This is a genomic window from Pseudomonas sp. NPDC087803, from assembly GCF_044742995.1.
Lineage (GTDB): Bacteria > Pseudomonadota > Gammaproteobacteria > Pseudomonadales > Pseudomonadaceae > Aquipseudomonas.
Window position 1 is genome coordinate 82,525 of sequence record NZ_JBIUVO010000008.1, and the last position, 22,861, is coordinate 105,385.

Below are 22,861 nucleotides of genomic sequence, written 5' to 3' on the forward strand. Positions count from 1 at the left end.
CATATCCAGGGTTGACGATCAACAACCGGCAGCTCAGTCTGCCGGTTCTCTTTTTTGTCGCGAGGGTGGTCGATGCCTTTCTTCACAGTTGACGGACAAGCGCTGCACTACATTGATCAAGGCACCGGCCCGGCCGTGTTGCTGGCCGGCAGTTATCTGTGGGACACGGCGATGTGGGCGCCGCAGATCGCTGCGCTGTCGCCGCACTACCGGGTGATCGCCCTGGACCTGTGGGGCCACGGCGAGTCCGGGCGTTTGCCGGCAGGCACCACGTCGCTGGATGACATTGCGCGACAGGTCGAGGCCTTGCTCGATCATCTGCAGATCGAACGGATCACGCTGGCGGCGCTGTCGGTCGGCGGCATGTGGGGCGCGCGGCTGGCCTTGTCGGCACCGCAGCGGATCAACGGTCTGGTGCTGCTCGACACCTACCTCGGCGTCGAGCCTGAGCCTACCCGTCAATACTATTTCTCGCTGTTCAAGCAAATCGAGGAAAGCGGCGAGATTGCGCCACAGTTGCTCGACATCGTGGTGCCGATCTTCTTCCGCCCGGGCATTGATCCACAGTCGGCGCTGTATCAGGACTTCCGCGCCAAACTGGCGGCGTACACCGCGGATCGCCTGCGCGAAAGCATTGTGCCGATGGGGCGTATCACCTTCAGCCGGGATGATCTGTTACCACGTCTGGGCGAATTGAATGCCGCAACCACCCTGGTGCTGTGCGGCGATCAGGACAAACCGCGACCGCCGTCGGAAGCCAAGGAAATGGCCGAGCTGATCGGCTGCCCGTGGGTGCTGGTGCCGGAGGCGGGGCATATCTCCAGTCTGGAGAACCCGCAGTTTGTGAGCGAGGTGTTGTTTACCTTTTTGGCTGAGCGCAACCGTTAAACCGTGTCATCGTTCTTTTCGCGAGCAAGCCCGCTCCCACAGTGACCGCGGTGATCCCTGTGGGAGCGGGCTTGCTCGCGAAGAGGCCCGATCAGGCAATAAAGAAGCCGGACTCACTTTGGCCCGAGAATCTTCGCCAGTTTCTCCGGTGAAGGCGCCCCTTGCTGCTGTTGCAGTTCACCCTTGTCATCCATGTAGAAAATCGCCGGTGTCGCCTGCAATTCCAGGTCTTCCATCAACTGCGTGTTCGCCGCCAGTTTGGCCTGGACCGCCGCCGGAATGTCTTTCAATGGCTTGAGCGTGCTGGCCTTGCCGGCTTTCTCGTGATCTTCCAGGGCCTTGGCCGGATCTTTCGCCGCCAGCAGCGCCGCGGATTTTGCCGGGCTGTCTTCGCGAATGATCCCGACCATGATGTGCCGCAACTGCACCTTGCCGGCCTTGACCCATGGCCGCGCCTGTTCCCAGAACATGTTGCAGTAGGGGCAGTTCGGATCGCTGAACAGGTACACGGTGCGCGGTGCATCCTTGTTGCCGTCCTGAATCCAGTTGCTGGCTTCGAACTTGCCCCAGATTTCCTTGGACATCGGCGCGTAAACCAGTTTCTGCAGCGGCTCGCTGCTCAGGTCCTTGCCGTCGGCGTCGTACAGATTGCCCAGCAGCACGTGCTGACCGTCCGGCGTCAGGTACAGCGCCATGCCACGGTTCTGGTACTGCGCTGCATAACCGCGCAAGCCGTCCGGCGCGTCGAACTGGCCGACGATTTTCGCGCCCTTGGCTTCGATCTGCTTGATCGCGGCGGGCAATTCTTCGGCGGCCTGAACCGACGGCAGGTGCAGCAGGGCAGTGCCCAGAGTCAGCGTCAGCAGGTGGCGGAGGCGGGGCATGGCAGTTTCCTTGCAGAGGTGGCCGGTGCGGCGGTTGGATTCGGGATGTCGAAGTTTTCCAGGGCGCGGGCCAGGCTGGCGTTCGACAGTTCGCCCAGGTGGCTGCTCAGCAAGCGACCGTCAGGGCTATAGAACAGCGTAGTCGGCAACGCCATGGAACCCACGGCCTGACCCAGTCGCCCGCTGCGGTCGAACAGCACGTTGTTCAGGCTCAGGCCTTGGGTTTCGAGAAAGGTCGCCACGCTTTGCATGCTTTCGGCCTGATTGACGAACAGAAAGGTCAGGTCCGGGCGTTGTTGTTGAGCGTTTTCCAGCACCGGCATTTCGCGTCGGCACGGCGGGCACCAGGTTGCCCACAGGTTGATCACCAACGGACCGCCCTGATAGTCGCTGAGCTGGATGGTCTCCCCGGCGGCGTTGCGCAGGGTGATCTCCGGCAGGCGCGTACCTTGTTCGTAGATGTTCAGTGACAGGGTCGCCAACAACCAGAACAGCACACCGCTGGCCACACCAAAACCCAGTGGCCGACGCAGGCCGGGGCGACGCCAGCCGCGATAGAGCGCAGCGAGCAGCAGCACGATCACCCCCGGCCAGGCGAGGAAACCGCCGTCGCGCAGGTCGATGATCTGCCACGGGTCGTTGCGATAGTGCCCCCAATACAGGGCGACAAACGCCACGCGCGCCGCAAGCATGCCCAACAGGAACAGGCTGAACAGCGCTGACTCGGGGTTATCACCGCCACGCTTGGCCACCCGCCAGCCGACAAAGGTCGCCAGCGCCAAGGCACTGATCAGCAGCAGGTGGTTAAGCGCGATGGCGAAGGTGCCGAGGGTGAACGTCAGCATTAGTTGGCGTCTCGAGTGGTGGTCCAGCGTTGCAGGAACGTCTCGGCATCGACCTCACCGGTGATGCGCTGGCTGCGCCGCTCTTCGCCATCAGTGCCGATCCAGACAAAACTCGGTGGCCCCGGGACTTTGTAGCGGCCAAGCAACTCGCGGCTGGCGGCATTGTCGGCAGTGACGTCGAGGCGCAGCAGGCGCACATCGCTCAGCGCCTGCATGACCTTGTCCTTGCCGAACACCTGTTTCTCCATGACTTTGCATGACACGCACCAGTCGGCGTAGTAATCGAGCAGCACCCACTGGCCCTGAGCCTTGGCGCTATCCAGTTCGCGCTGCAGGGCTGCGGGATCCTTGATCGTGGTGAACGCCTCATGCCCGCTCGGCGTGGCGCTGGCGACCCGGCCGGCGCTGTAGACCTGCAATGGCTGATACGGATCGTCACTGCCACCGGCAGCACCGATCAGCAGCAGGCTGCCCCACAGACCGAGCAGCAACGAACTGGCGCCGAACACCTGGGCGACCCGGCCGAAACCCTCAGATTGCTTCCAGGCACAGAACGCGGCGATCAGCAGCAGCGCGCCGCACAGGCCCAGCCACAACGAGGCGTCCAGCACCGGGCGCAACATCAGCAGTGCGGTGGCGAGGAACAGGAAACCGAAGATGCCCTTGAGCAGATTCATCCACGCGCCGGGTTTGGGCAGGAAGCGATTGCCCACGGTCACCAGCAGCAACAGTGGCACACCGATACCGATGCCCAGTGCGAACAGAATCAAGCCACCGTGCAGCGCATTGCCGCTTTGGGCGATGTACAACAAGGCGCCGGCCAGCGGCGCGGTCATGCACGGACCGACGAGCAGACCGGACAACGCACCGAGCACCCCGGCACCGATCAGGCTGCCACCGCTGCGACTGCGCGAGGCGTGCTCAAGGCGATCTCGCAAGGCCACCGGCAACTGCAATTCAAAGAAGCCGAACATCGGCAACGCCAGCACCACGAACACCGCCGCAAACGCGCCGAGCAGCCATGGATTTTGCAGCCACGCTTGCAGGTTGGCGCCGACCAGCGCGGCGATTACCCCCATGGCCGCATACACCAGCGCCATGCAGATCACATAGCTGCTGGCCAGGGCGAAACCACGGCGTGGGGTGGCGCCGCTACCGACAATCATGCCCGCCAGAATCGGCAGCATCGGCAACGAACACGGGGTAAACGCCAGCAACAGGCCGAGGCCGAAGAACACCAGCAGGCTCCAGCCCAGCGCCCGTTGTTGCAGGCTGCTGGCCAGGGCCTGGTCCGGTGCTTCAGTACTGGCCGTTGGCGTTGCTTTGCCGCCCAGGTCGATCACCCGGGTTTGCGGCGGATAACACAGACCGGCATCGGCGCAGCCTTGGTAACTGACCTTGATCTGACCGCTGGCCGAGGCCGGGACTTTCACTTCCAGCCCCTGGCGATACACCGGTTGTTCACCGAAGAACTCGTCACTGTGCGACTCGCCCTCGGGCAACGTCGGCTGTTGCTCGGCCGTCAAACCGTCGAATTTCAGACGTTTCTGGTACAGGTAATAGCCGTCGGTGATCTGCCAGAACAGCTGGGTTTCCCCGGACTCAAGGCGTTCGGAGGTGAGCACGAAGGCTTTGTCGACCGGCAGGAAATCCGGCTTGGTCTCGAATGGATTATTCCCCGCCTGGGCCAGGCCGGAGATCAGCAGTGCAAACAAAAGAAAAAAATGACGCATGGAGGAGCCTTGTCCCTGTGCAAGTGTGGGCACAATGGTGGATGGCGATTAACCGATGATTAACCGTCACGCCCTTGTCGCTGTGGCGTTGGGCGCCATAATGTCAGCTTAATCGGCCAACGGCCTAATCGGCTTTTTTCTACGGGACTGATCATGCACGTACTGGTTTGCGAAGACGATGAACTGATCGCCAGCGGTATCGTTGCCGGTCTCACGGCGCAGGGCCTGACGGTCGAGCACGTCAACACCGCCTCGAAAGCGCGGGCGATGCTCAAGGTTGCCGAATTCGACGTGATGGTGCTCGATCTCGGCCTGCCCGACGAAGATGGCCTCAAGTTGCTGCAACAACTGCGTCAGCAGGGCCTGGAGATTCCGGTGCTGATCCTGACCGCGCGCGACTCGGTGACCGACCGGGTCGATGGCTTGCAAGCCGGGGCTGACGATTACCTGCTCAAACCGTTCGATCTGCGTGAATTGTTCGCCCGTCTGCAAACCCTGCTACGCCGGGTTGCCGGACGCAGCGTCAACCTGATCGAACATGGCGCGCTGACCTACGATCCAAGCAGCCGCGAAACCACCCTGGCCGGGCAACCGGTGGACCTGTCGCGCCGCGAGCAATCGTTGTTGCAGGCCCTGCTGCACAACCGTGGCCGGGTGTTGTCCACCGAGCAGTTGAAGGACAGCGTCTACGGTTTCAATGACGAGTTGGAGAGCAACGCGCTGAACGTGCATATCCATCACCTGCGCAGCAAGCTGGGCAAGGGCATCGTCGAAACCGTACGTGGTCTGGGTTATCGCCTCGGGCCGGCCGATGGTGGAGAACAACAGAAGTGATGAGTCTGCGTCTGCGCCTGAGTCTGACCCTCGGCGCCGCGTTCGCCCTGATCTGGGCGCTGGCCGCGGCGTGGATGCTCAGCGACTTGCGCAATCAGATGATGTTTTCCCTCGACCAGCGACTGGTGGCGTCGGCGCGCATGGTCGCCGGGCTGCTGGAGCAACTGCCGGCGCTGCCGAGCAAGGGCGAGGGCACTCATTTCAGTGCCGAACAACTGAACATTCCCGGTGGCATGGCCTGTCAGGTCAGTTCGCTGCGTGGGGAGATTCTGGCCCGTAGCCACAGCAGCCCCGAGCAGACCCTGGAAGCGGAAAAGATGGGCTTCCATGACCAGATGATCGACGGCGCGCCGTGGCGCAGTTTTACCCTGGCCCGAGGCGATGTGCGGATCACCACGGCGGATCGGCAGATCGAGCGCGAAGCCCTGAACATGTCGATCCTGCTGGCGGCCTCGGTGCCGGTCGGCGTGGCACTGCTCGGCTGCCTGTGCCTGTTGTGGCTGGGCATCGGTCAGGGCCTGGCGCCGCTCAATCGACTGCGCGAAGCCTTGATGCGGCGCAATGCCGACTCGCTTGAGCCGTTGCAGTTGCAGTCGTTTCCCAGCGAACTCAAACCCCTGCTCGATACCCAAAACCAGCTGTTCCAGCGCATCGGCAAGACCATCGAGCGTGAACGCCGCCTGACCGGTGACGCCGCCCACGAACTGCGCAGCCCGCTGACGGCGATCAAGACCCACCTGCAAGTGGCGCGCATGACCGAAGGCAGTGCCCGCGATCAGTCGTTGGCGCGGGCCGAGGAGGGCGCCGACCGCATGCACCGCACCCTGGAGCAATTGCTGTTGCTGGCGCGGGTCGAGGGCAGTCTGTCGTTCGATGACGGCGTGCAGTGCAGCGCCGAGCAGGTGGCGAAACTGGCGATGCAGGATGCGGCCGGCGGCGAGCGTCAGCGCATCAAGCTGCAATTGCCCAGGCAGCTCTCCAATGCGCCGGTGCAAATGCCGGCGGTGCTGTCGATTGCCGCGTTGCGCAATCTGCTCGACAACGCCCTGCGCCATACCCCGGCCGACGCCAGCGTGGAATTGAGCCTGGAAACCGTCGGCCAGCGCGCGCGTTTTGTGGTGCGCGACCATGGGCCCGGAATTGCGGCAGAAGATCTGCAGCACCTGACCCAACGCTTCTGGCGCAACGGCCAGAGCACCGGCTGCGGCCTCGGCCTGGCCATCGTGCAAGCCATCGTCCAACGCTGCGCCTGCAGCCTGCATTTCGACAGCCGCGCGGATGGGCTGCGCGTCGAACTGACCATGCCGCTGCAACCCGTCTGACCCTCCCCTGTAGGAGCTGCCGCAGGCTGCGATCTTTTGATCTTGATCTTGAAAAAAAAATCAAAAGATCGCAGCCTGCGGCAGCTCCTACAGGGGTTTGGGATGTGGCACATCAAATGTAACTTCTCTGCATTGGTGATTCGCCAGCCCCGGCGTTAAGGTCGGGACTGCTCTGACTCAATGGATTGAGGGAACGCGCCATGGAAGCACCGATCTGTATTTGCCCGGCCAGACCGGCCGACGCCGGCCTTATCAGCCGCATCATCGAGCGCTCGATACGCGTCGGTTGTGCGCTCGAACACCGCAACGATCCGCAACGGGTCAGGCGCTGGCTTGACCGGCAATCCGTCGACGTCATCAGCGCACAGCTTGCCGACCCGCATTTCTATCTGAACACCGCCTTGTTACAGGGCAAGCCGGTGGGCGTCGGTATGGCGGCGGACAGCGGTGACGTCTGGTTTTGCCACGTGCAGCCGGAATGGTTTCGCCGGGGTGCAGGGCGCGCCCTGATGGCGGACCTCGAAGGCTGGTTGCGAATTCGTGGTGTGGCGCAGGCGAGCGTCGCCAGCACCGGTATCGGCGCGGCTTTTTACCGGCATCTGGGCTACCGCGAGTTGGCGCCAGCCTGCACCAATCAAGGCCTGCGACGGGTTGCGCTGCACAAGCCATTGGCGGTGCCCGACTGACAACTCGATCAAGGGTCTAAATCCTCGCCGCGCTTAAGCGTTTCCAGAACAGGAAAACCTGCATGTGCGCCCCGCGACCGGAACGCGCACCTGTGCGGTGTGCTGTTTTGGTCACTATCCATAGCGTATTGAGGGGTCGAGAGATGTCAGTCGCCACCAGCCTTATCGAAGAGTCGTCGGCCCGGATCGCCTCCGCGCCGGCCGAAACCCTGTATCAGTTCAACGAATCGCCACTGCTGGCCCGGCAGAGCCAGCAGGAATCCAACGCCCGCAGTTATCCGCGGCGCATTCCGCTGGCCCTCAAGCGCGCCAAGGGCCTGTACGTCGAGGATGTCGAAGGCCGGACCTTCATCGACTGCCTGGCCGGTGCCGGCACCCTGGCGCTGGGGCATAACCACCCGGTGGTGATCGAGGCGATCCAGCAAGTGCTCGCCGATGAGCTGCCGCTGCACACCCTCGACCTGACCACGCCAGTCAAGGATCAGTTCGTCCAGGACCTGTTCGGTTTGCTGCCGCCGGCATTGGCGGCCGAGGCGAAAATCCAGTTCTGCGGCCCGACCGGCACCGATGCGGTGGAGGCCGCGTTGAAGCTGGTGCGCACCGTCACCGGGCGCAGCACCGTGCTGTCGTTCTCCGGCGGTTATCACGGCATGAGCCAGGGCGCGTTGAGCCTGATGGGTAGCCTGGGGCCGAAAAAGCCGTTGGGTGCCTTGCTCAGCAACGGTGTGCAATTCATGCCGTTCCCTTATGACTACCGTTGCCCGTTCGGCCTCGGCGGCGCGGCCGGGGTGAAAGCCAACCTGAGTTATCTGGAAAACCTGCTCAACGATCCCGAAGCCGGCGTGCAGTTGCCGGCAGCGGTGATTGTCGAAGCGGTGCAGGGCGAGGGCGGGGTGATCCCGGCCGACATCGAGTGGCTGCGCGGCTTGCGCCGAATCACCGAGAAGGCAGGCGTGGCACTGATCGTCGACGAGATCCAGAGCGGTTTCGCCCGTACCGGCAAGATGTTTGCCTTCGAACACGCCGGCATCGTCCCGGACGTGGTGGTGTTGTCCAAAGCCATCGGCGGCAGCCTGCCGCTGGCGGTGGTGGTCTATCGCGACTGGCTCGACACCTGGCAACCTGGCGCCCACGCCGGTACGTTCCGCGGTAATCAGATGGCGATGGCCGCCGGTTCCGCGGTGATGCGTTATCTGCTTGAACACAAGGTCTGCGAACACGCTGCGGCCATGGGCGAACGCCTGAGCGAACACCTGCGCATCCTGCAACGCGACTTCCCGCAACTGGGCGACATTCGCGGGCGTGGCCTGATGCTCGGTGTTGAGCTGGTTGACCCGAACGGTACGCCGGATGCGCTCGGTCATCCGCCGGCCTTTGCCCGTCTGGCCCCTCTGGTGCAGCGTGAATGCCTCAAGCGTGGGCTGATTCTGGAACTGGGTGGTCGGCATGGCGCGGTCGTGCGCTTCCTGCCGCCGCTGGTGATCAGCGCCGCCGAAATCGACCGCGTTGCCGAGATCTTTGGCCGGGCCTTGGCCGCTGCCACCGCCGCCGAGTAAATTTTTCGCCGCGCCGAACGTTCTTTCTACATACCCGGCTGCATTCCGGGTGCAGCCCACCCTTACAACGATGGAGAAACAGCATGACGTCAGTATTCGACCGCGAGGACATCCTCTTTCAGGTCGTGGTCAACCACGAAGAGCAATATTCGATCTGGCCGGATTACAAAGCCGTGCCGGAAGGCTGGCGCACCGTGGGCAAGAGCGGCCTGAAGAAGGAATGTCTGGCCTACATCGAAGAAGTCTGGACCGACATGCGCCCGCTCAGCCTGCGCCAGAAGATGGAAGGGCAGGCGGCGGCTCAGTAAGTTATCGGCCAAAAACAAACCCGCTGGACTGGTGACAGGCAGCGGGTTTTTTCATGGTCTTCAACAGATCGCAGCCTGCGGCAGCTCCTACAGGGTGTAGATATTCCCGTGTAGGAGCTGCCGAAGGCTGCGATCTTTTGACCTTAGGCCGAAGGCCCGCCGCTCAACCCCTTGAGCAGCAAATCCACATTCCCCTCCAGCTCCGCCACCGGATCTGCCGCATCGGTGCTCAACACCAGCAGGCGACTTCCTGATTCGGCAATCGCCGCCTTCACCGCTTCCGACGGCTGGCGATGATGCAGCACCAGCGCCACGTCGTTGTCCTTGAGCGTCGCCGTGAGTTTCTTCAGATCCTCGGCTGTCCATTCGGCATCAGGCCGTGGGTCCTGGCCGATCAGCTCCAGGTTCAGACTGCCGATCAGGTAACCGAAGTGATCGCTCAGGCTCATCACGCTCAGGTTGTCAGCCTCGGCCAGGCGCGCTTCGCTGTCGGCGCTGAGCTTGAGCAGGCGCTGTTTCAGCGCCGCCAGATTGGCCTCGATTTTCGGTTTGGCCGACGGCGCCAGACGCACCAGATCCGCCGCCATCACGTCGGCCATCCGACCCATGTTATTGCTCGCCAGCCATGGCTGACTGTTCAAGCCATCGACCTTCAGCCCCGGCTGCACGGCAATCCCCGGCAGGGCGCCATCGACCGGGCGCGCCGCATCGACTTCAACGATGCGAATGTTGCTGCGCCGCGCGATCGGGTACAGCGGATCATCCGCCCACAGCGAACGCACGCCGATCACCGCGTCGGCATTGCTCGCCAGTTTGCCCAGCGCCGGAGCGCCGCGACCAGTGAAGTACGCAGTCTGACGACTGCCTGGCAGATTTGCCGGGGCCGCGCGCTCGAGGCTGACGTCGGTGCCTTTGAGCAGCACTTCGCCGAGGCCGTAAGTGATGGGCAACGAGGCCAGCACGCGCAACGGTTGAGGGTTTTCAGCCGCCAGCAACGGGCTGCCGACCACGCCGCACAGGGCCATGGCCAAGGTCAGTGTTCGCAGTGAGAAAGTCATTTATCCAAGGTTCCCTTTCAGACTCGGGACAACCCCGCGCGCAATGGCGGCGAGGGCGAAGGCAATGCCGGCGACCAGGATGATCGCGGCGCCGGACGGGATCGGCAGATCGAACACGATCGGCGCGAGAATTCCGCACAGGGTGCTGACAGTGGCAATCAGCACCGAGCACCAGAAGAAGCCCTTGAGCGACTGGCTGAGCAAACGCGCGGCCGCCGCCGGAATCACCAGCAGTGCACCGACCAGGATCGCGCCGATGACCTTCACCGCCGCGACGGTGATCAGCGTCACCAGAATCACGAACAGGTAATCCAGGGTCTTCACCGCGACGCCGCGCACCGCCGCCAGTTGCGGGTTGAAACTGGCCAGCATGATCCGGTTGTACAACGGCAGCGCCAGCGCCATGACCAGCGAACCGACGATGGCCAGCACCAGCAAGTCGTTGCCGTTGACCGTCAGCACCGAACCGAACAGCACGTTCTCCAGAATGTGCACGTTGATCTTGCCGGCCAGAATCAGCAGCAGGCTCGCGCCGAGGGCCAGCGACACCGAGAGGAACACGCCGATCAGGGTGTCCGGCGCCAGGCCGGTGCGGTTACGCAGATAGTTGAGCAGGATGCCGAACAACAGGCAGTAGCCGAACAGGCTGCCGTACGGCCCGGTGTAGGGTTCGCCGAGCAGAATGCCGATGGCCACGCCGGTCAGCGCCGCGTGCCCGACCGCTTCGGAGAAAAACGCAAAGCGCTTGACCACCACCAGCGTACCGAGGCCGCCGAGCACCGGGCCGATCAACAGGCCGGCAAGCAGCGCGTTGACCACAAATCCGTAGGCCAGCGCCTCGGGCAGGTAACCCGACGACGCCCAGCCCTGAACCATCAAACGAAAGGCTTCGTAACTCATCAGACCGCGCTCCGTGGATGGGTGGAAAACAGACTCAACAGGCGTTCCGGAGTCAGCGCCTGTTGTGGCGTGGCGTCGAACAGCACGCGGCGGTTGAGACCGGTGACCCGGTCGGCCAGGCGCTTGACCGCTTCCAGATCGTGCTCGATCCACAGTACGGTGATACCGGCGGCGCGCCAGTCGCCGAGCAGGCGTTCGAACACCTGGATCCCGGCGTCGTCGAGGGCCGACATCGGCTCATCCAGCACCAGCAATTGCGGGGCCGGGATCAGGCCTTGGGCGAGTAGTACACGCTGACGCTCGCCACCGGACAACGCGCCCATGCGCCGTTTGCGTTTGTCCTGCATGCCGACCCGTTCCAGCGCCTCGCCGATGGCCTTGGCGTAATGCTTGCTCAAGCCGAGAAACGCCGGGCGGCGCTGGCACATGGCGGCCATGAAATCGTCGACGGTCATCGGCAGGCCGCGATCGAACTCCAGCGCCTGCGGCACGTAGCCGATGACGCCGGGTTGGCCGGGCCAGTGCAGGCTCAGTTGACCCTGATGCGGCATCTGCCCGAGCAGGGTCTTGATCAGCGAACTCTTGCCGCCGCCGTTGGGGCCGACCAGTGCGTGCACGTGGCCGGGCTGGACCTGGAAGGTGACCTTGTCGAGGATCGTGGTGCGCCCGAGGGTCAGAGAGACTTGCGCAAAATCCACAGTCGGCCCATTTACCCCTTGTGGGAGCGGGCTTGCTCGCGAATGCGGTGGTTCATTCAATAATGATGCTGACGGACAGGACGCCTTCGCGAGCAAGCCCGCTCCCACAGGGGATTGATGAGTGTCAGAGAGGGTTTCTTTTGCTGTCATGCCCCGGACTCCTGAATCGCCCGCACCACGGTGTTGAGGTTGCCGGTCACTTGTGGGAGCGGGCTTGCTCGCGAATGCGATGGTTCATTCAATAATGATGCTGACGGACAGGACGCCTTCGCGAGCAAGCCCGCTCCCACAGGGGATTGATGGGTGTCAGAAAGGGTTTCTTTTGCTGTCATGCCCCGGACTCCTGAATCGCCCGCACCACGGTGTTGAGGTTGCCGGTCATTTCCTTTTCATACTTGTCGGCGGTGTATTCGCCATAGGAAATGTGCGACAGCGGGTACAGCTTCACCCCTGACTCGCGCTGGATGGTCTCGACGTAGGTGGAAGGAAAGTCCATCTCGGAGAAGATCACCTTCACGTCAAGTTCGCGCAGTTGGTCGATGGTCTTTTTCAACTGGCTCGGGCTCGGTTCGATGCCGTGGGCCGGCTCGACCACGGCGGTCACTTCCAGGCCGAATTCGCGCAACAGATAGTCGTAGGCCGCATGCACCGTGGCCACGCGCAGTTCGGCGTTCGGTGCCTGAGTCAGTTTGGCCAGCGCATCGGCGCGCATCTGCCGCAGGCGTTTGCCGTAGGCGCGGGCGTTCTGGGTGTAGGTCTTGGCGTTGTCCGGGTCGAGTTTGCCCAGCTCGCGGGCAATGTTGTTGACCTGAGCGATCGAGGCGCTGATCGACAGGAACGTGTGCGGGTTGACCACTTTGCCGGCGCCGCGCGCCGCGGTACCGGTGGCCGCCAGCAGCGGCACGTTTTCGTTGGCTTCGATGGTCTTGATGTTCGGCGTTTCGCTGGCGGCGATCATCCGGTCGGCGAAGTCGTCATGGCCGACGCCATTGAGCACGATCACGTCCAGCCCGCTGATGCGCTTGATGTCTTCGGCACGCGGCTCGTAGGCGTGCGGGTTGAAACCGGCGGGAATCAGCGGCACCACATCGGCCTTGTCGCCGACGATGTTCGCCACATAGCTGTAATACGGATGCAGGGTGATGCCGATGCGCAGGCGTTTGCCCGGATCGGCGCTGGCCAGCGGGCTCAGCAGGCACGCGCACAGGCCTAACAGCAGGGTGCGCAGGAGGGGACGGCGAGTCAGGAAAATAAGCATGGGCAAGCGGTCTTCTCTCGGGTGAAGGCGAAGGTTCAGTGGCGATGCTCGCGGGTCACGCCGGCATCGAACTGCGCGACGATCTGTTTCCAACCAGCGGCGGACAGCGCGGCGTCGCTCAGCTCGGCGGGCGTCTGCAGATCGGCGCTGCGGTTGAGCCAGATGTCCGGCGCGGCAGTGGCGTCGGCGCTCAGCAACATCACGAACGAACCGGCGACGGCGGGCGACTGGCTGTGGCCGAAATAGGCTGTGTCCGCCAGCAGTTGCCAGGCATGACCGCCACGGCTGACCGAACTGGCGTCCTGCGCGAATGGGGCGAAACCCTCTTCCGCCAGGGTTTGCGGGGTCGGCAGGCTTTGCTGTTCTTCACGCAGCAGGCGGATTTCGTCGAGGGTCACCCGCAGGTCGGCATAGATGCCTTGCTCGGCGGCACTCAGGTCGCGCCGTGCATCGAGCTGATGGCTGGCGACCGGCTCCGGTTCATGGGACACCCCGCGCCACGCCACCACAGAGCCGGCGACCGCGAGGATCAGCAAACACAACAGCAGCACATTGAGGGTTTCATGCCCGGCGCCGGCCGGACGTACGACTTGGGTGGTGGGCGTGCTCATGGGGCCTCGATGTCGGCTTGGTCGATTTCCACGACGTGGCCGGGGCCGGCGTCGAACAGCACATAGAACTCGGCCGCGGGTTTCTTGAACGTCAGGCTCGAATCAGCGCCGAGCTTGCCCGGCACCAGAATGGTTTCGTCGTAACCGATCACATCCAGGGTCACCCCCGGCGCGCCACTGCCGTCGGAGAAGCCGCCGGTGCACTTGATCTGCTCGGCATCGACAGCCTTGCATTCGCACATCGGGTTGTGGGCCAGGGCGCCGGCGCTGAAGCCGCTGCACAGCAGCAGCAATGCGGCGCGCAACCGCAGGCGGGAAGGGTGTTGAGCGCGGTTCATGGTTTGGCTCCTTGTTGGTTCAGCCAGGCGATGGTGGCGGGGGAGGCCTGGCTCAGGGGAATCGAGGCCTGGTGCAGGCTGCCGTCCCAGCCTTCCATGGTGATCCACAGTTCGGCGTCGGCCTTGGTCTTCTCCGCCACCGGCAACTGCGCGCCCATGCGGTACGGGGTACCGAAGAAAATCACTCCGGCGGCGCGCAGGCTGCGCGGCTTGCCGATGCGCAGGTACGTGGCCTTGACCTGGCCGACGCAGGCGTCGCACAGGGCGGCGTTGAAGTCCTTCATGTAACCGGCGGGGCCATCGGGATGCGGCGCTTCGTTGCGCAACTCGGCCAGGCGCAAGCTCCAGGGGCCGACCTGGATTTCGCCTATCTCGTGCTCGCCAAGGCCGACGTCACCGCGAAACAGCGCGGCATCGGCGAAATACTTGGGCATGAAGCCCAGCGGAATCAGCAGCAGCAAAACATTCAGATGAAAGCGCCACTTAAGCCAGAACCGCTGGAGCGCCGAGGGTTGGGAAGTGCGGGTCGACGCGCTCACAGGCTGACCTCCGCCGGTTCACGGCTGACGTTGCTGCTGCGGGCCTTCTTGGTTTCGCGCTTGAGTGCGTTGGCGGTGGCCAGCGCGGTGCGCTTGGTCCAGATCAACAGACCGCTGAGGACCATCATGCTCAGCAACAGGCCGAAGAAGAACCAGATCAGCTTGATCCACAGCCCGCCGAAATCACCGGTGTGCAACGGGCGCATCGACTCGGTGACGAACTCCAGTGAGGAGCGGTCGGAAATCAGCCGCGAGGCCGCCATGTCGCCGTTGTACGGGTTGAGCGTGGCGGTCTGGAACATCAGCGGATACCAGCCGCGCCCGCCGACGCTCATGTGGCTGTAGGCATTGCCCGGCAGGCTGATGAAGCTGACTTCCAGCCCGGGGATTTGCTGCTCGGCGATCTGCACTGCGCGATCCAGGCTGATCCGTGGCGGCGGGCCGGCGTCGGCCGACATCGGCACGTCCTCGCGGGCCATCGCCGGAATGATCGGCTCGGTGGTGATGGACACCTGGTTATCGAACAGAAAGGCCTGGATCAGAAACCAGGTGGCGGTGATGGAAATCACCGCGATGAACCAGATCGACCAGATGCCGCTCAGTCGATGGAAGTCGCCCCAGAAAATCCGCGCACCGTGGCGCAAGCGCAGGGTGGGGTTGAAGAAGCCTTTCCAGAAGCGCTTGTAGACCACCAGCCCGGTCACCAGCGAAGCGAGCATTGGCAGGCCGAGGAACGACACCAAATACCAGCCCCAACTGTAGCCGTTGGTGAACGGCACCAGCCACCAGCCGTGAAGTGCGCGGGTGAACGCCTTGAAGTTGAAGTCCGGCGCCGGGCCTTGAATCACGCCGGTGTAGGGGTTGACGTAGACGGTTTGCGAGCGGCCATCGGGGTAGCTGACCTCTACATCCAGCGCGAAGTGCGACTCGTCGGGGCGGCTGATGCTTTCCACCAGCGTCTGCGGTTCGGCCTGTTTGATCGCGGCCAGCACCTGATCGTAACTGAGCAACGGCGCATCGTCCGCCGGCGGACTGGCGCGCATCTGCGGGTTGGCCAGCCAGACGATTTCCTGGCTGACCACCGCCAGCGTCCCGGTGACGCAGACGATCAGGACAAAAAACCAGATCGGCAGCGCGAGCCAGCTATGCACCAGGAACCACAGTTTGGAACGGGATTTCTTCGACATGATTGCGCGTCTTGATTCGATGAATGGGCACGCGGCTACGGGCTTCGCAGCGCGGGTGTGCCTGAAAGGCGCGGTCGTGGCTGTTGCCTGTGCGAACGGCCTGCATCTCTATAGGACGGATGAGCAGGGCAAATCCCGATGGCTTATATGAAAGTAAATGTTTCGCACTTCCCCCAATCACCACCAACCCCTTGTGGGAGCGGGCTTGCTCGCGAAAGCGTCCTCTCAGTCGACATCCTTTTTGACTGAACCACCGCATTCGCGAGCAAGCCCGCTCCCACAGGGGGGGATCAGCCGATCAAACACGATTCATGAATGCCGCTCTCACTGTCAGGCAATTGATGGCCGGTCGGCGCTCCCTATGATGGAAACCACCGGATTTCCCTGAGTGAGCGCCTTGATGAGCCCCAGAACCCTCTATGACAAACATATCGACTCGCACACCGTGTGTCGCCTCGACGACCAGGGCCATGTGCTGTTGTATATCGATCGCCAGGTGATCAACGAATACACCAGCCCTCAGGCGTTCAGCGGTCTGCGCGCCGCCGGGCGCAAGGTCTGGCGGCCGGGTACGGCGCTGGCGGTGGTCGATCACGTCAATCCGACCACGCCGCAACGGGTGGCGGCGATGCCTGATGCGGGCGGTGCGCGGCAGGTGTCGTATCTGGCGGAAAACTGCCGGGACTTCGGCATCGAACTGCTGGATATTCTCGACAAGCGCCAGGGCATCGAACATGTGATCGCCCCGGAACAGGGCTTCATCCTGCCGGGCATGGTCATCGCCGCCGGCGACAGCCACACCACCACTTACGGGGCGTTGGGGGCGTTCGGCTTCGGCATTGGCACCTCGGAAATCGAGCATCTGCTGGCCTCGCAGACGCTGGTCTACAAGCGCCTGAAAAGTATGCGCGTGACGGTGGATGGCGAGTTGGCACCGGGGCTGACGTCCAAGGACGTGATCATGGCGCTGATCGGCCGCATCGGTGCGTCGGGTGCCACTGGCTACGCGATCGAGTTCTGCGGCTCGACCATTGATGCGCTGAGCGTCGAAGCGCGGATGACCATTTGCAACATGGCCGTAGAGGCGGGCGCACGGGGCGCCTTCATGGCGCCGGACGAAAAAGTCTTTGCCTACCTCAACGGCAAGCCCCGCGCACCGCAAGGCGAACGGTGGGCGCACGGCGTGGAAAAATGGCGTGAATTGCGCAGCGATCCCGGCGCCGTGTTCGACCGCGAAGTGCACCTCGACGCCAGCCTGCTGGAACCGATGGTGACCTGGGGCACCAGCCCGGATCAGGTGGCGCCAATCGGCGCGCAGGTGCCGGATCCGCAAAGTATCGACGATCCGATCCTGCGCCAGGACATGCGCCGCGCCCTTCAATACATGGGCCTGGAAGCGGGAATGGCGCTGCGCGATATCGTCATCAGCCACGCTTTTATCGGTTCCTGCACCAACGCGCGGATCGAAGATTTGCGCGACGCCGCCAGCGTCGTGCGCGGGCGGCGGGTGGCCGGGCATGTGCGGGCGATGATTGTGCCTGGCTCCAGCGAGGTCCGTGCGCAGGCCGAAGCCGAAGGGCTGGCGCAGATTTTCATCGACGCCGGGTTTGAATGGCGCCAGTCCGGCTGCTCGATGTGCCTGGCGATGAACGATGACGTGCTCGCGCCCGGCGACCGTTGCGCCTCCAGCACCAACCGCAATTTCGAAGGCCGGCAGGGCGCCGGCGCGCGCACGCACCTGATGAGCCCGGCGATGGTTGCCGCCGCGGCGATCAGCGGCCATTTGACTGACATCCGCCACTTTGGAAAGCGCCCATGAGTCTGCAACCCTTCACTCAAGTCAGCGGCCAGGCCGCACCGCTGCTCGCGGCCAACGTCGATACCGACGTGATCATGCCCAAGCAGTTTCTCAAGGGCATCGACCGTCTGGGCCTGGACCGTGGGCTGTTTTTCGATCTGCGCTTTCTCGCCGACGGCACGCCCAACCCTGAATTCGTGTTGAACCAACCGGCCTGGCAGGGCGCGAGTTTCCTGGTGGTCGGGGCGAATTTCGGTTGCGGTTCCAGTCGCGAACACGCGGTGTGGGGGCTGCAACAAATGGGCATTCGCGCGCTGATCGGCAGCAGCTTTGCCGGAATTTTCTACGACAACTGCCAGCGCAACGGGGTGTTGCTGATTACTCTGGATGAGGCGCAGGTGCAGCGCATTGGCCGGTTGGTCAGCCAGCCTGACACGGCGCAGATCAGTGTTGATCTTAAGGCGCAGCAGATCCGACTGGCGGATGGTGAGGTGCTGGATTTCCAGATTGATGGCCTGCGCAAGACTGCACTGTTGCTGGGACTGGATGCGATTGGCAGTACCTTGCAGCGGCGTGAGCAGATTGAGGCGTTCGAGCGCGAACACCTGGCCGCCAACCCATGGCTGACCTGACACCCCTTTGACCCTGTGGGAGCTGGCTTGCCAGCGATGAGGCCAGCACATCCGACATTTCTATTGGCTGAGCTGACGCCTTCGCTGGCAAGCCAGCTCCCACAGGGTTTTGTAGTGTTTGGGCTAGAGAGAAAGATCCTTGAAATGCCCCTGCAAAAACTCCACACACGCCCGCAGCTTGCCGGAGTTGGCCAGCCGCGTCGGGTACACCGCCCAGACGTTGGCGCTCTGGCTGTAATCGGCCAGCACCGGCACCAGTCGGCCCTGTTCCAGCAACGGTTTCACATCCCACAATGAACGCAGTAACACGCCGCGTCCGTCGAGCGCCCATTGCAGGACGATCTCGCCGTTGTTGGAAGACAGCGGCCCACTGACCCGCACGCTTGCCTGCGTACCGTCACAATCCAGATGCCAGACGCCGAAGGCGTTGTCGCGCTCCTTGATCACTAGGCAGTCGTGTTGCTGCAGATCCTCCAGGGTTTGCGGTGTGCCTCGGCGTTCAAGGTACTCAGGCGCAGCACACAGTACCCGGCGATTGCTCACCAGTTGCCGGCCGATGTGCTGGCCGGGCAGGTCGTCGCCGACGCGGATTTCCAGATCGAAGCCCTCGTTGACGATATCCACCGCGCGGTCGAACAGGTCCAGGCGAATCTGCAATTGCGGGTGCCGTTCCGCCAGCAGCGAGATCGCAGGCGCTACGTGGTTGCGGCCAAAACCGAAACTGCTGCAGATGTGCAAACGCCCGCGCGGGCTGTCGTGGGCGTCGGCCAGATCGTCGTGCAGTTGCTGGAAATCATCGAGAATGCGCAAGGCCCAGCGCTGCACGCGCTCGCCGTCCTCGGTCAGCGACACGCGGCGACTGGTGCGGTGCAGCAGGCGGGTGCCGAGGGTCGATTCGAGAATCTGGATGCGTTTGCTGACGTAGGCCGGGGACAGGCCCAGTTCATCGGCGGCGGCGGCGAAACCGTTCTTGCGGATCACGGTCAGCAGCACGCGCAGGTCTTCGGGCAGGGGCAAGGGGTGTTTGTTCTGGGACATGTTGGAATGAGCACTGGCGGCACAGGCCGCCAGCATAGCATCGGGCGCGCAGGGCTCGGTTCAGCGCAGGAAATCCAGGGCTTCGGCGAGCAACAGTTCCGGCACTTCTTCGGCCAGATAATGCCCGGCGGGCAGGGGTTTGCCAGTGACGTCGGTCGCCACTTGCTGCCATTCCTTGAGCGGATCGAAGCAGCGCCCGACCGTGCCTTCCGCGCCCCAGAGTATCCGCAGTGGCAGGTCAAGCTGATTGCCGGCAGCGAGGTCGGCACGATCATGTTCCAGGTCGATGCTGGCGCTGGCGCGGTAGTCCTCGCAGATGCCCCGGGCGCTGCCGGGACGTTGCAGGCAGCGCAGGTATTCGCCGAACGCGTGCTCGGTGAACGGCGCCAGTCCGGCGCTGCGGCTGCCCATCACGCTGCGCAGATAGGCCTCGGGATCGGCCTCGAGCAGGGTTTCCGGCAACGGCGCCGGGCGGATCAGGAAGAACCAGTGCCAATAGGCGCGGGCGAACGCTTCGTTGGTCTGCGTGTACATCGCCAGAGTCGGGGCGATGTCCAGCAGCATCATTCGCTGCACCGCAGCGCGGTGATCGAGGGCCAGACGATGGGCGACCCGCGCGCCACGGTCGTGAGCCAGAACGGCGAACTGTTCGAAGCCCAGGGCCTGCATCAACTCGAGGTTGTCCCTGGCCATTTCGCGTTTTGAATAGTTGCGGTGCAGTTCATCGGCAGGCGGTCGGGCGCTGTCGCCATAACCGCGCAGGTCGGCGGCAACCACGGTGAAATGCTCGGCCAGCTGCTCGGCAATCTTGTGCCAGATCACGTGGGTCTGCGGGTGCCCGTGCAACAGCAACAGCCCCGGGCCGCTGCCGCCGAGGCGGTAGGCGATATCGACGCCGTTGACGTGGCGCTGGTCTTTGACGAATCCGGCAAACATCGGGCTGATCCTTGTTCAGGTGCGGGTTGCAGGCATCCTGAAAGTGTTCGGCATTCGGGGCAAGGGTTGAAGCGTGGTGTAGTGGTTCATGAAGTGTGATGTGTGTCGGCAGGGCTGGCCCCTTCGCGGGCAAGCCCGCTCCCACAGTGTTTTTCTGTGTGACACCAATCGTATAAACACCAGAGATCCCTGTGGGAGCGGGCTTGCCCGCGAAGAGGCCAGCCCAAACCCTGAAAATCTCAACCCTGCTGAAACATCTCCATCGCCCGCTGCTTGATCTGCTCTTCCGTCAGATCCTCCTTGCGCGTGGCGAGAAACCACAGGTGTCCATAGGGATCCTTCAGCGTGCCGCTGCGATCGCCATAAAACTGATCCTTGACCTCCGACACCGCACTCGCCCCGGCATCCAGCGCCCGCTGAAAGGATTTGTCGACATCGGTGACATATAGATGCAGACCGACCGACACCGCATTGTCCGGGCCGCTCAACGGTCCTTGATCGCACGGTGTACCGAGCATGATCGCGCTGTCGCCAATGCGCAGTTCGGCGTGGCCGATGCGCCCGTCGGGCATGTCCAGGCGCATGACCTGGGTCGCGCCAAAGGCTTTCTTGTAGAACTCGATGGCTTCGGCAGCCTTGAGGATGCCGAGGTACGGGGTAATGCTGTGATACCCCTCGGGAATGGGTTTGACGCTCATGACGTTCTCCCTGTTCTTTGTTTTCGGGGTGTGACTCCACCGGATTTGTGGAAGATTCACTATAGAACTGTCTGCGCGGCCAGCATTTTTCCCCGACGAGCCGTCAGTCCGGAAAATGCGCGCCTGGCCCCTGCTCACCGAGCACATCGCCCTGGTTACGCAACGGGCAGGCCTCCATCGACAGGCAACCGCAACCGATGCAGCCGGTGAGCCGGTCGCGCAACAAGGTCAGTTGATTGATCCGCTCGTCCAGCTCGCGCCGCCATTGTTCGGACAGGACTTTCCAGTCCGCCGCGTTCGGCGCGCGGTCGTCCGGGAGGATTTTCAGCGCCTCGCCGATTTCCGCCAGCGGAATGCCCAGGCGCTGCGCGACCTTGATCAACGCCACCCGACGCAAGACTTCCCGTGGATAGCGCCGCTGATTACCGGCATTGCGCTGGCTCTTGATCAGGCCTTTGGCTTCATAAAAGTGCAGGGCAGTGACCGCGACACCGCTGCGCGCTGCGACTTCGCCCACGGTGAGTTGCTTGTGCAGGTTTTCCGGGGTGATCATTTGGCTAAATGACTCTTGACCTTGACTTAACTAGAGGTTTTACCCTGCAGGCCTTCGAGTCGCAAGACTCGGCTTACGATGAGTGGGGACTTCTCATGCAAACCTCAGCGAAAAATCGCAGCTTTACCCAATTGATCGAATTCGAGATCGAGCCGCGCCAGCAACCGGCGTTGGTTTCGGCGCTGGCGCAGCAGAGCGAACATCTGGCGCAGCGCTATGCAGGCTTTGTCAGCGCCAGCGTCCAGGTCAGCGACGACGGTCGGCGGGTGCTGAGCCTGTTGGAATGGCAGAGCCGCGAGGCCGGGGAGGCGGCGTTCAGCCGTTTTGAAAGCGGCGAGCAGGATTTCTGGCAGCTGATCCGCGCCCACCAGGCGAAAACCGTGACCTTTAATTCCTTCCAGGTGTTGAGCAGCATCGCCCGCAGTCATGACGATGCGCTGCACTGCAATCTGGTCGGCTAGATCGACAACTGGATCAGGCGTTCACCGTGCAGATTCTCCGTGAGTCGCCGCTTGTTCACCGCCAGTTCGCCGATCTTGATCAGCCGCGTGCGGGTGACGTTGCGGCTCAGACCGAGCAGCGCGGCGGTATGCACCTGGTTGTAATGGCAGAAGCGATAGGCGGCGCGCAGCAGGGCGTCTTCGACTTTTTCGTGGAGGGCGCCGGCCTGTTGTTCGAAGAGCTTTTGAAAGGCCCGCTCCAGCAACGCTTCCGGTGAATCATCGGCGTTCGACTGCTGATCGTCCGGGCGCTCGATGCGCAGGTTCGACAGGCGCAGATCGTCGCGCTCGATCACGCCGTTGCGGCAGATCAACAGGGTGTGATGGATGACGTTTTCCAGTTCGCGGATGTTGCCCGGCCAACTGTAACTGCGCAGTTTCTGTTCGGCGCCGGGGCTGATGCTGACCCGCCCGTAACCCAGGCGCTGGCTGTAGGCCTCGATGAAATGCCGGGTCAGCGGCAGGATGTCACCGGGCCGCTCGCGCAACGGGCTGAGTTCCAGATTGACCACGTTCAATCGGTAGAACAGGTCCTCGCGGAAGTTGCCGGCATTGATCGCTTTCTCCAGTTGCACGTTGGTCGCGGCCAGCACGCGCACGTCAATCGGGATGCTCTTGCGCGAGCCGAGGCGCACCACTTCGCGCTCCTGCAACACCCGCAGCAACTTGACCTGAATCGCCATCGGCAAATCGCCGATTTCGTCGAGGAACAAGGTGCCGCCATCCGCCTCTTCGAACCAGCCGGCCTTGGCACTCAAGGCGCCAGTGAAGGCGCCTTTTTCATGGCCGAACAGCTCGGCCTCCACCAGCGATTCGGAGAACGCACCGCAGTTGACCGCGACAAACGGCCGATGCCGGCGGTGGCTCAGGTTGTGGATATGCCGCGCCACCAGCTCTTTGCCGGTGCCGGTCTCGCCAATGATCAGCACGCTGGCTTCGCTCGGCGCGACCTGTTGCAGATGCGCGAGCAGGGCCTGGGACTTGGGGTCTTCGAAGACCTGCGCGGTGGCGCGGATCGACGTCGCCAGGGCGGGTGAGGGCGGAAGGGTCAGCAGTTGCAT

General features: G+C 63.2%; 25 protein-coding genes. 9 read left to right on the plus strand and 16 right to left on the minus strand.

What is annotated here, in order from left to right; genetic code table 11:
* Positions 1 to 72 precede the first annotated feature (72 nt).
* A complete protein-coding gene (locus tag ACIOUG_RS08090) occupies positions 73 to 888 on the plus strand; it encodes an alpha/beta fold hydrolase (RefSeq protein WP_401064157.1) in 816 nt (271 codons plus the stop codon).
* 113 nt (positions 889 to 1,001) lie between these two features.
* Here the strand turns inward: ACIOUG_RS08090 and dsbG are convergent, their stop codons facing one another.
* From dsbG to dsbD, 3 genes are read right to left on the minus strand one after another with little or no spacing between them, the layout of a single operon-like run.
* Positions 1,002 to 1,772: a thiol:disulfide interchange protein DsbG gene (gene dsbG, locus ACIOUG_RS08095; protein ID WP_401064159.1), complete on the minus strand. Its 771-nt coding sequence runs from the start codon at positions 1,770 to 1,772 to the stop codon at positions 1,002 to 1,004.
* Positions 1,748 to 2,617, minus strand: a complete 870-nt coding sequence (locus ACIOUG_RS08100; RefSeq protein WP_003226672.1) for a TlpA disulfide reductase family protein — start codon at positions 2,615 to 2,617, stop codon at positions 1,748 to 1,750. The genes dsbG and ACIOUG_RS08100 overlap by 25 nt, the downstream gene beginning before the upstream one ends.
* Positions 2,617 to 4,350, minus strand: a complete 1,734-nt coding sequence (dsbD, locus tag ACIOUG_RS08105; RefSeq protein ID WP_401064161.1) for a protein-disulfide reductase DsbD — start codon at positions 4,348 to 4,350, stop codon at positions 2,617 to 2,619. Before dsbD ends, ACIOUG_RS08100 begins: the two co-directional genes overlap by 1 nt.
* Positions 4,351 to 4,503: 153 nt before the next feature.
* On the opposite strand from dsbD, the gene ACIOUG_RS08110 reads away from it, so the two are divergent.
* From ACIOUG_RS08110 to ACIOUG_RS08130, 5 genes are all read left to right on the plus strand, one after another.
* Entirely contained in the window at positions 4,504 to 5,184 is a 681-nt protein-coding gene (locus tag ACIOUG_RS08110; RefSeq protein WP_007969056.1) for a response regulator, read from the plus strand.
* Positions 5,184 to 6,506: an ATP-binding protein gene (locus ACIOUG_RS08115; protein ID WP_401064164.1), complete on the plus strand. Its 1,323-nt coding sequence runs from the start codon at positions 5,184 to 5,186 to the stop codon at positions 6,504 to 6,506. The genes ACIOUG_RS08110 and ACIOUG_RS08115 overlap by 1 nt, the downstream gene beginning before the upstream one ends.
* A 200-nt stretch (positions 6,507 to 6,706) precedes the next feature.
* Entirely contained in the window at positions 6,707 to 7,192 is a 486-nt protein-coding gene (locus ACIOUG_RS08120; protein ID WP_401064166.1) for a GNAT family N-acetyltransferase, read from the plus strand.
* Positions 7,193 to 7,335: 143 nt separating this feature from the next.
* Positions 7,336 to 8,748 carry an aspartate aminotransferase family protein gene (locus ACIOUG_RS08125; RefSeq protein ID WP_401064168.1) on the plus strand — a complete coding sequence of 471 codons (1,413 nt, stop codon included), beginning with the start codon at positions 7,336 to 7,338 and terminating at the stop codon, positions 8,746 to 8,748.
* An 83-nt stretch (positions 8,749 to 8,831) separates the two neighbouring features.
* Entirely contained in the window at positions 8,832 to 9,056 is a 225-nt protein-coding gene (locus ACIOUG_RS08130; RefSeq protein ID WP_003226665.1) for an MbtH family protein, read from the plus strand.
* A 143-nt stretch (positions 9,057 to 9,199) separates the two neighbouring features.
* Here the strand turns inward: ACIOUG_RS08130 and ACIOUG_RS08135 are convergent, their stop codons facing one another.
* The 8 genes from ACIOUG_RS08135 to ACIOUG_RS08170 all read right to left on the minus strand — a co-directional run bounded on the left by ACIOUG_RS08135 (position 9,200) and on the right by ACIOUG_RS08170 (position 15,645).
* Positions 9,200 to 10,114 (minus strand): metal ABC transporter substrate-binding protein, encoded by a 915-nt coding sequence (locus tag ACIOUG_RS08135; RefSeq protein ID WP_401064170.1) that lies wholly within the window; start codon positions 10,112 to 10,114, stop codon positions 9,200 to 9,202.
* On the minus strand, positions 10,115 to 11,014 hold the full coding sequence (locus ACIOUG_RS08140) for a metal ABC transporter permease (RefSeq protein ID WP_003226663.1): 900 nt from the start codon (positions 11,012 to 11,014) through the stop codon (positions 10,115 to 10,117).
* Complete coding sequence (locus tag ACIOUG_RS08145) at positions 11,014 to 11,862, minus strand: metal ABC transporter ATP-binding protein (protein ID WP_401064172.1); 849 nt, start codon at positions 11,860 to 11,862, stop codon at positions 11,014 to 11,016. The genes ACIOUG_RS08140 and ACIOUG_RS08145 overlap by 1 nt, the downstream gene beginning before the upstream one ends.
* A gap of 178 nt (positions 11,863 to 12,040) precedes the next feature.
* Positions 12,041 to 12,970 carry a metal ABC transporter substrate-binding protein gene (locus ACIOUG_RS08150; RefSeq protein ID WP_401064175.1) on the minus strand — a complete coding sequence of 310 codons (930 nt, stop codon included), beginning with the start codon at positions 12,968 to 12,970 and terminating at the stop codon, positions 12,041 to 12,043.
* A gap of 35 nt (positions 12,971 to 13,005) precedes the next feature.
* Positions 13,006 to 13,581 (minus strand): DUF6162 family protein, encoded by a 576-nt coding sequence (locus ACIOUG_RS08155; RefSeq protein ID WP_401064178.1) that lies wholly within the window; start codon positions 13,579 to 13,581, stop codon positions 13,006 to 13,008.
* Positions 13,578 to 13,919 carry a hypothetical protein gene (locus tag ACIOUG_RS08160; RefSeq protein WP_338802584.1) on the minus strand — a complete coding sequence of 114 codons (342 nt, stop codon included), beginning with the start codon at positions 13,917 to 13,919 and terminating at the stop codon, positions 13,578 to 13,580. Before ACIOUG_RS08160 ends, ACIOUG_RS08155 begins: the two co-directional genes overlap by 4 nt.
* Positions 13,916 to 14,458 carry a thiamine pyrophosphate-binding protein gene (locus ACIOUG_RS08165; protein WP_401064181.1) on the minus strand — a complete coding sequence of 181 codons (543 nt, stop codon included), beginning with the start codon at positions 14,456 to 14,458 and terminating at the stop codon, positions 13,916 to 13,918. Before ACIOUG_RS08165 ends, ACIOUG_RS08160 begins: the two co-directional genes overlap by 4 nt.
* Positions 14,455 to 15,645, minus strand: coding sequence for a PepSY-associated TM helix domain-containing protein (locus ACIOUG_RS08170; protein WP_401064183.1), 1,191 nt, complete (start codon positions 15,643 to 15,645; stop codon positions 14,455 to 14,457). Before ACIOUG_RS08170 ends, ACIOUG_RS08165 begins: the two co-directional genes overlap by 4 nt.
* Before the next feature lie 400 nt (positions 15,646 to 16,045).
* On the opposite strand from ACIOUG_RS08170, the gene leuC reads away from it, so the two are divergent.
* Entirely contained in the window at positions 16,046 to 17,464 is a 1,419-nt protein-coding gene (leuC, locus tag ACIOUG_RS08175) for a 3-isopropylmalate dehydratase large subunit (protein ID WP_401064185.1), read from the plus strand.
* Positions 17,461 to 18,075 carry a 3-isopropylmalate dehydratase small subunit gene (gene leuD, locus ACIOUG_RS08180; protein ID WP_401064188.1) on the plus strand — a complete coding sequence of 205 codons (615 nt, stop codon included), beginning with the start codon at positions 17,461 to 17,463 and terminating at the stop codon, positions 18,073 to 18,075. The genes leuC and leuD overlap by 4 nt, the downstream gene beginning before the upstream one ends.
* 123 nt (positions 18,076 to 18,198) lie before the next feature.
* Here leuD and ACIOUG_RS08185 read toward each other — a convergent pair whose 3' ends face one another.
* The 4 genes from ACIOUG_RS08185 to soxR all read right to left on the minus strand — a co-directional run bounded on the left by ACIOUG_RS08185 (position 18,199) and on the right by soxR (position 21,300).
* The gene (locus ACIOUG_RS08185) at positions 18,199 to 19,149 is read right to left on the minus strand and encodes a LysR substrate-binding domain-containing protein (protein WP_401064189.1); all 951 of its coding nucleotides are present in this window, start codon (positions 19,147 to 19,149) and stop codon (positions 18,199 to 18,201) included.
* A 24-nt stretch (positions 19,150 to 19,173) separates the two neighbouring features.
* Positions 19,174 to 20,049 carry an alpha/beta fold hydrolase gene (locus ACIOUG_RS08190; RefSeq protein WP_401064191.1) on the minus strand — a complete coding sequence of 292 codons (876 nt, stop codon included), beginning with the start codon at positions 20,047 to 20,049 and terminating at the stop codon, positions 19,174 to 19,176.
* A gap of 239 nt (positions 20,050 to 20,288) precedes the next feature.
* Positions 20,289 to 20,747: a VOC family protein gene (locus ACIOUG_RS08195; protein WP_115989267.1), complete on the minus strand. Its 459-nt coding sequence runs from the start codon at positions 20,745 to 20,747 to the stop codon at positions 20,289 to 20,291.
* Between the two features lie 103 nt (positions 20,748 to 20,850).
* The gene (soxR, locus tag ACIOUG_RS08200; RefSeq protein ID WP_401064193.1) at positions 20,851 to 21,300 is read right to left on the minus strand and encodes a redox-sensitive transcriptional activator SoxR; all 450 of its coding nucleotides are present in this window, start codon (positions 21,298 to 21,300) and stop codon (positions 20,851 to 20,853) included.
* 95 nt (positions 21,301 to 21,395) lie between these two features.
* Between soxR and ACIOUG_RS08205 the strand changes: the two genes are divergently transcribed.
* Positions 21,396 to 21,761, plus strand: a complete 366-nt coding sequence (locus ACIOUG_RS08205; protein ID WP_401064196.1) for an antibiotic biosynthesis monooxygenase — start codon at positions 21,396 to 21,398, stop codon at positions 21,759 to 21,761.
* Here ACIOUG_RS08205 and ACIOUG_RS08210 read toward each other — a convergent pair.
* Positions 21,758 to 22,861: a sigma-54-dependent Fis family transcriptional regulator gene (locus ACIOUG_RS08210; protein WP_003226649.1), complete on the minus strand. Its 1,104-nt coding sequence runs from the start codon at positions 22,859 to 22,861 to the stop codon at positions 21,758 to 21,760. The genes ACIOUG_RS08205 and ACIOUG_RS08210 overlap by 4 nt on opposite strands.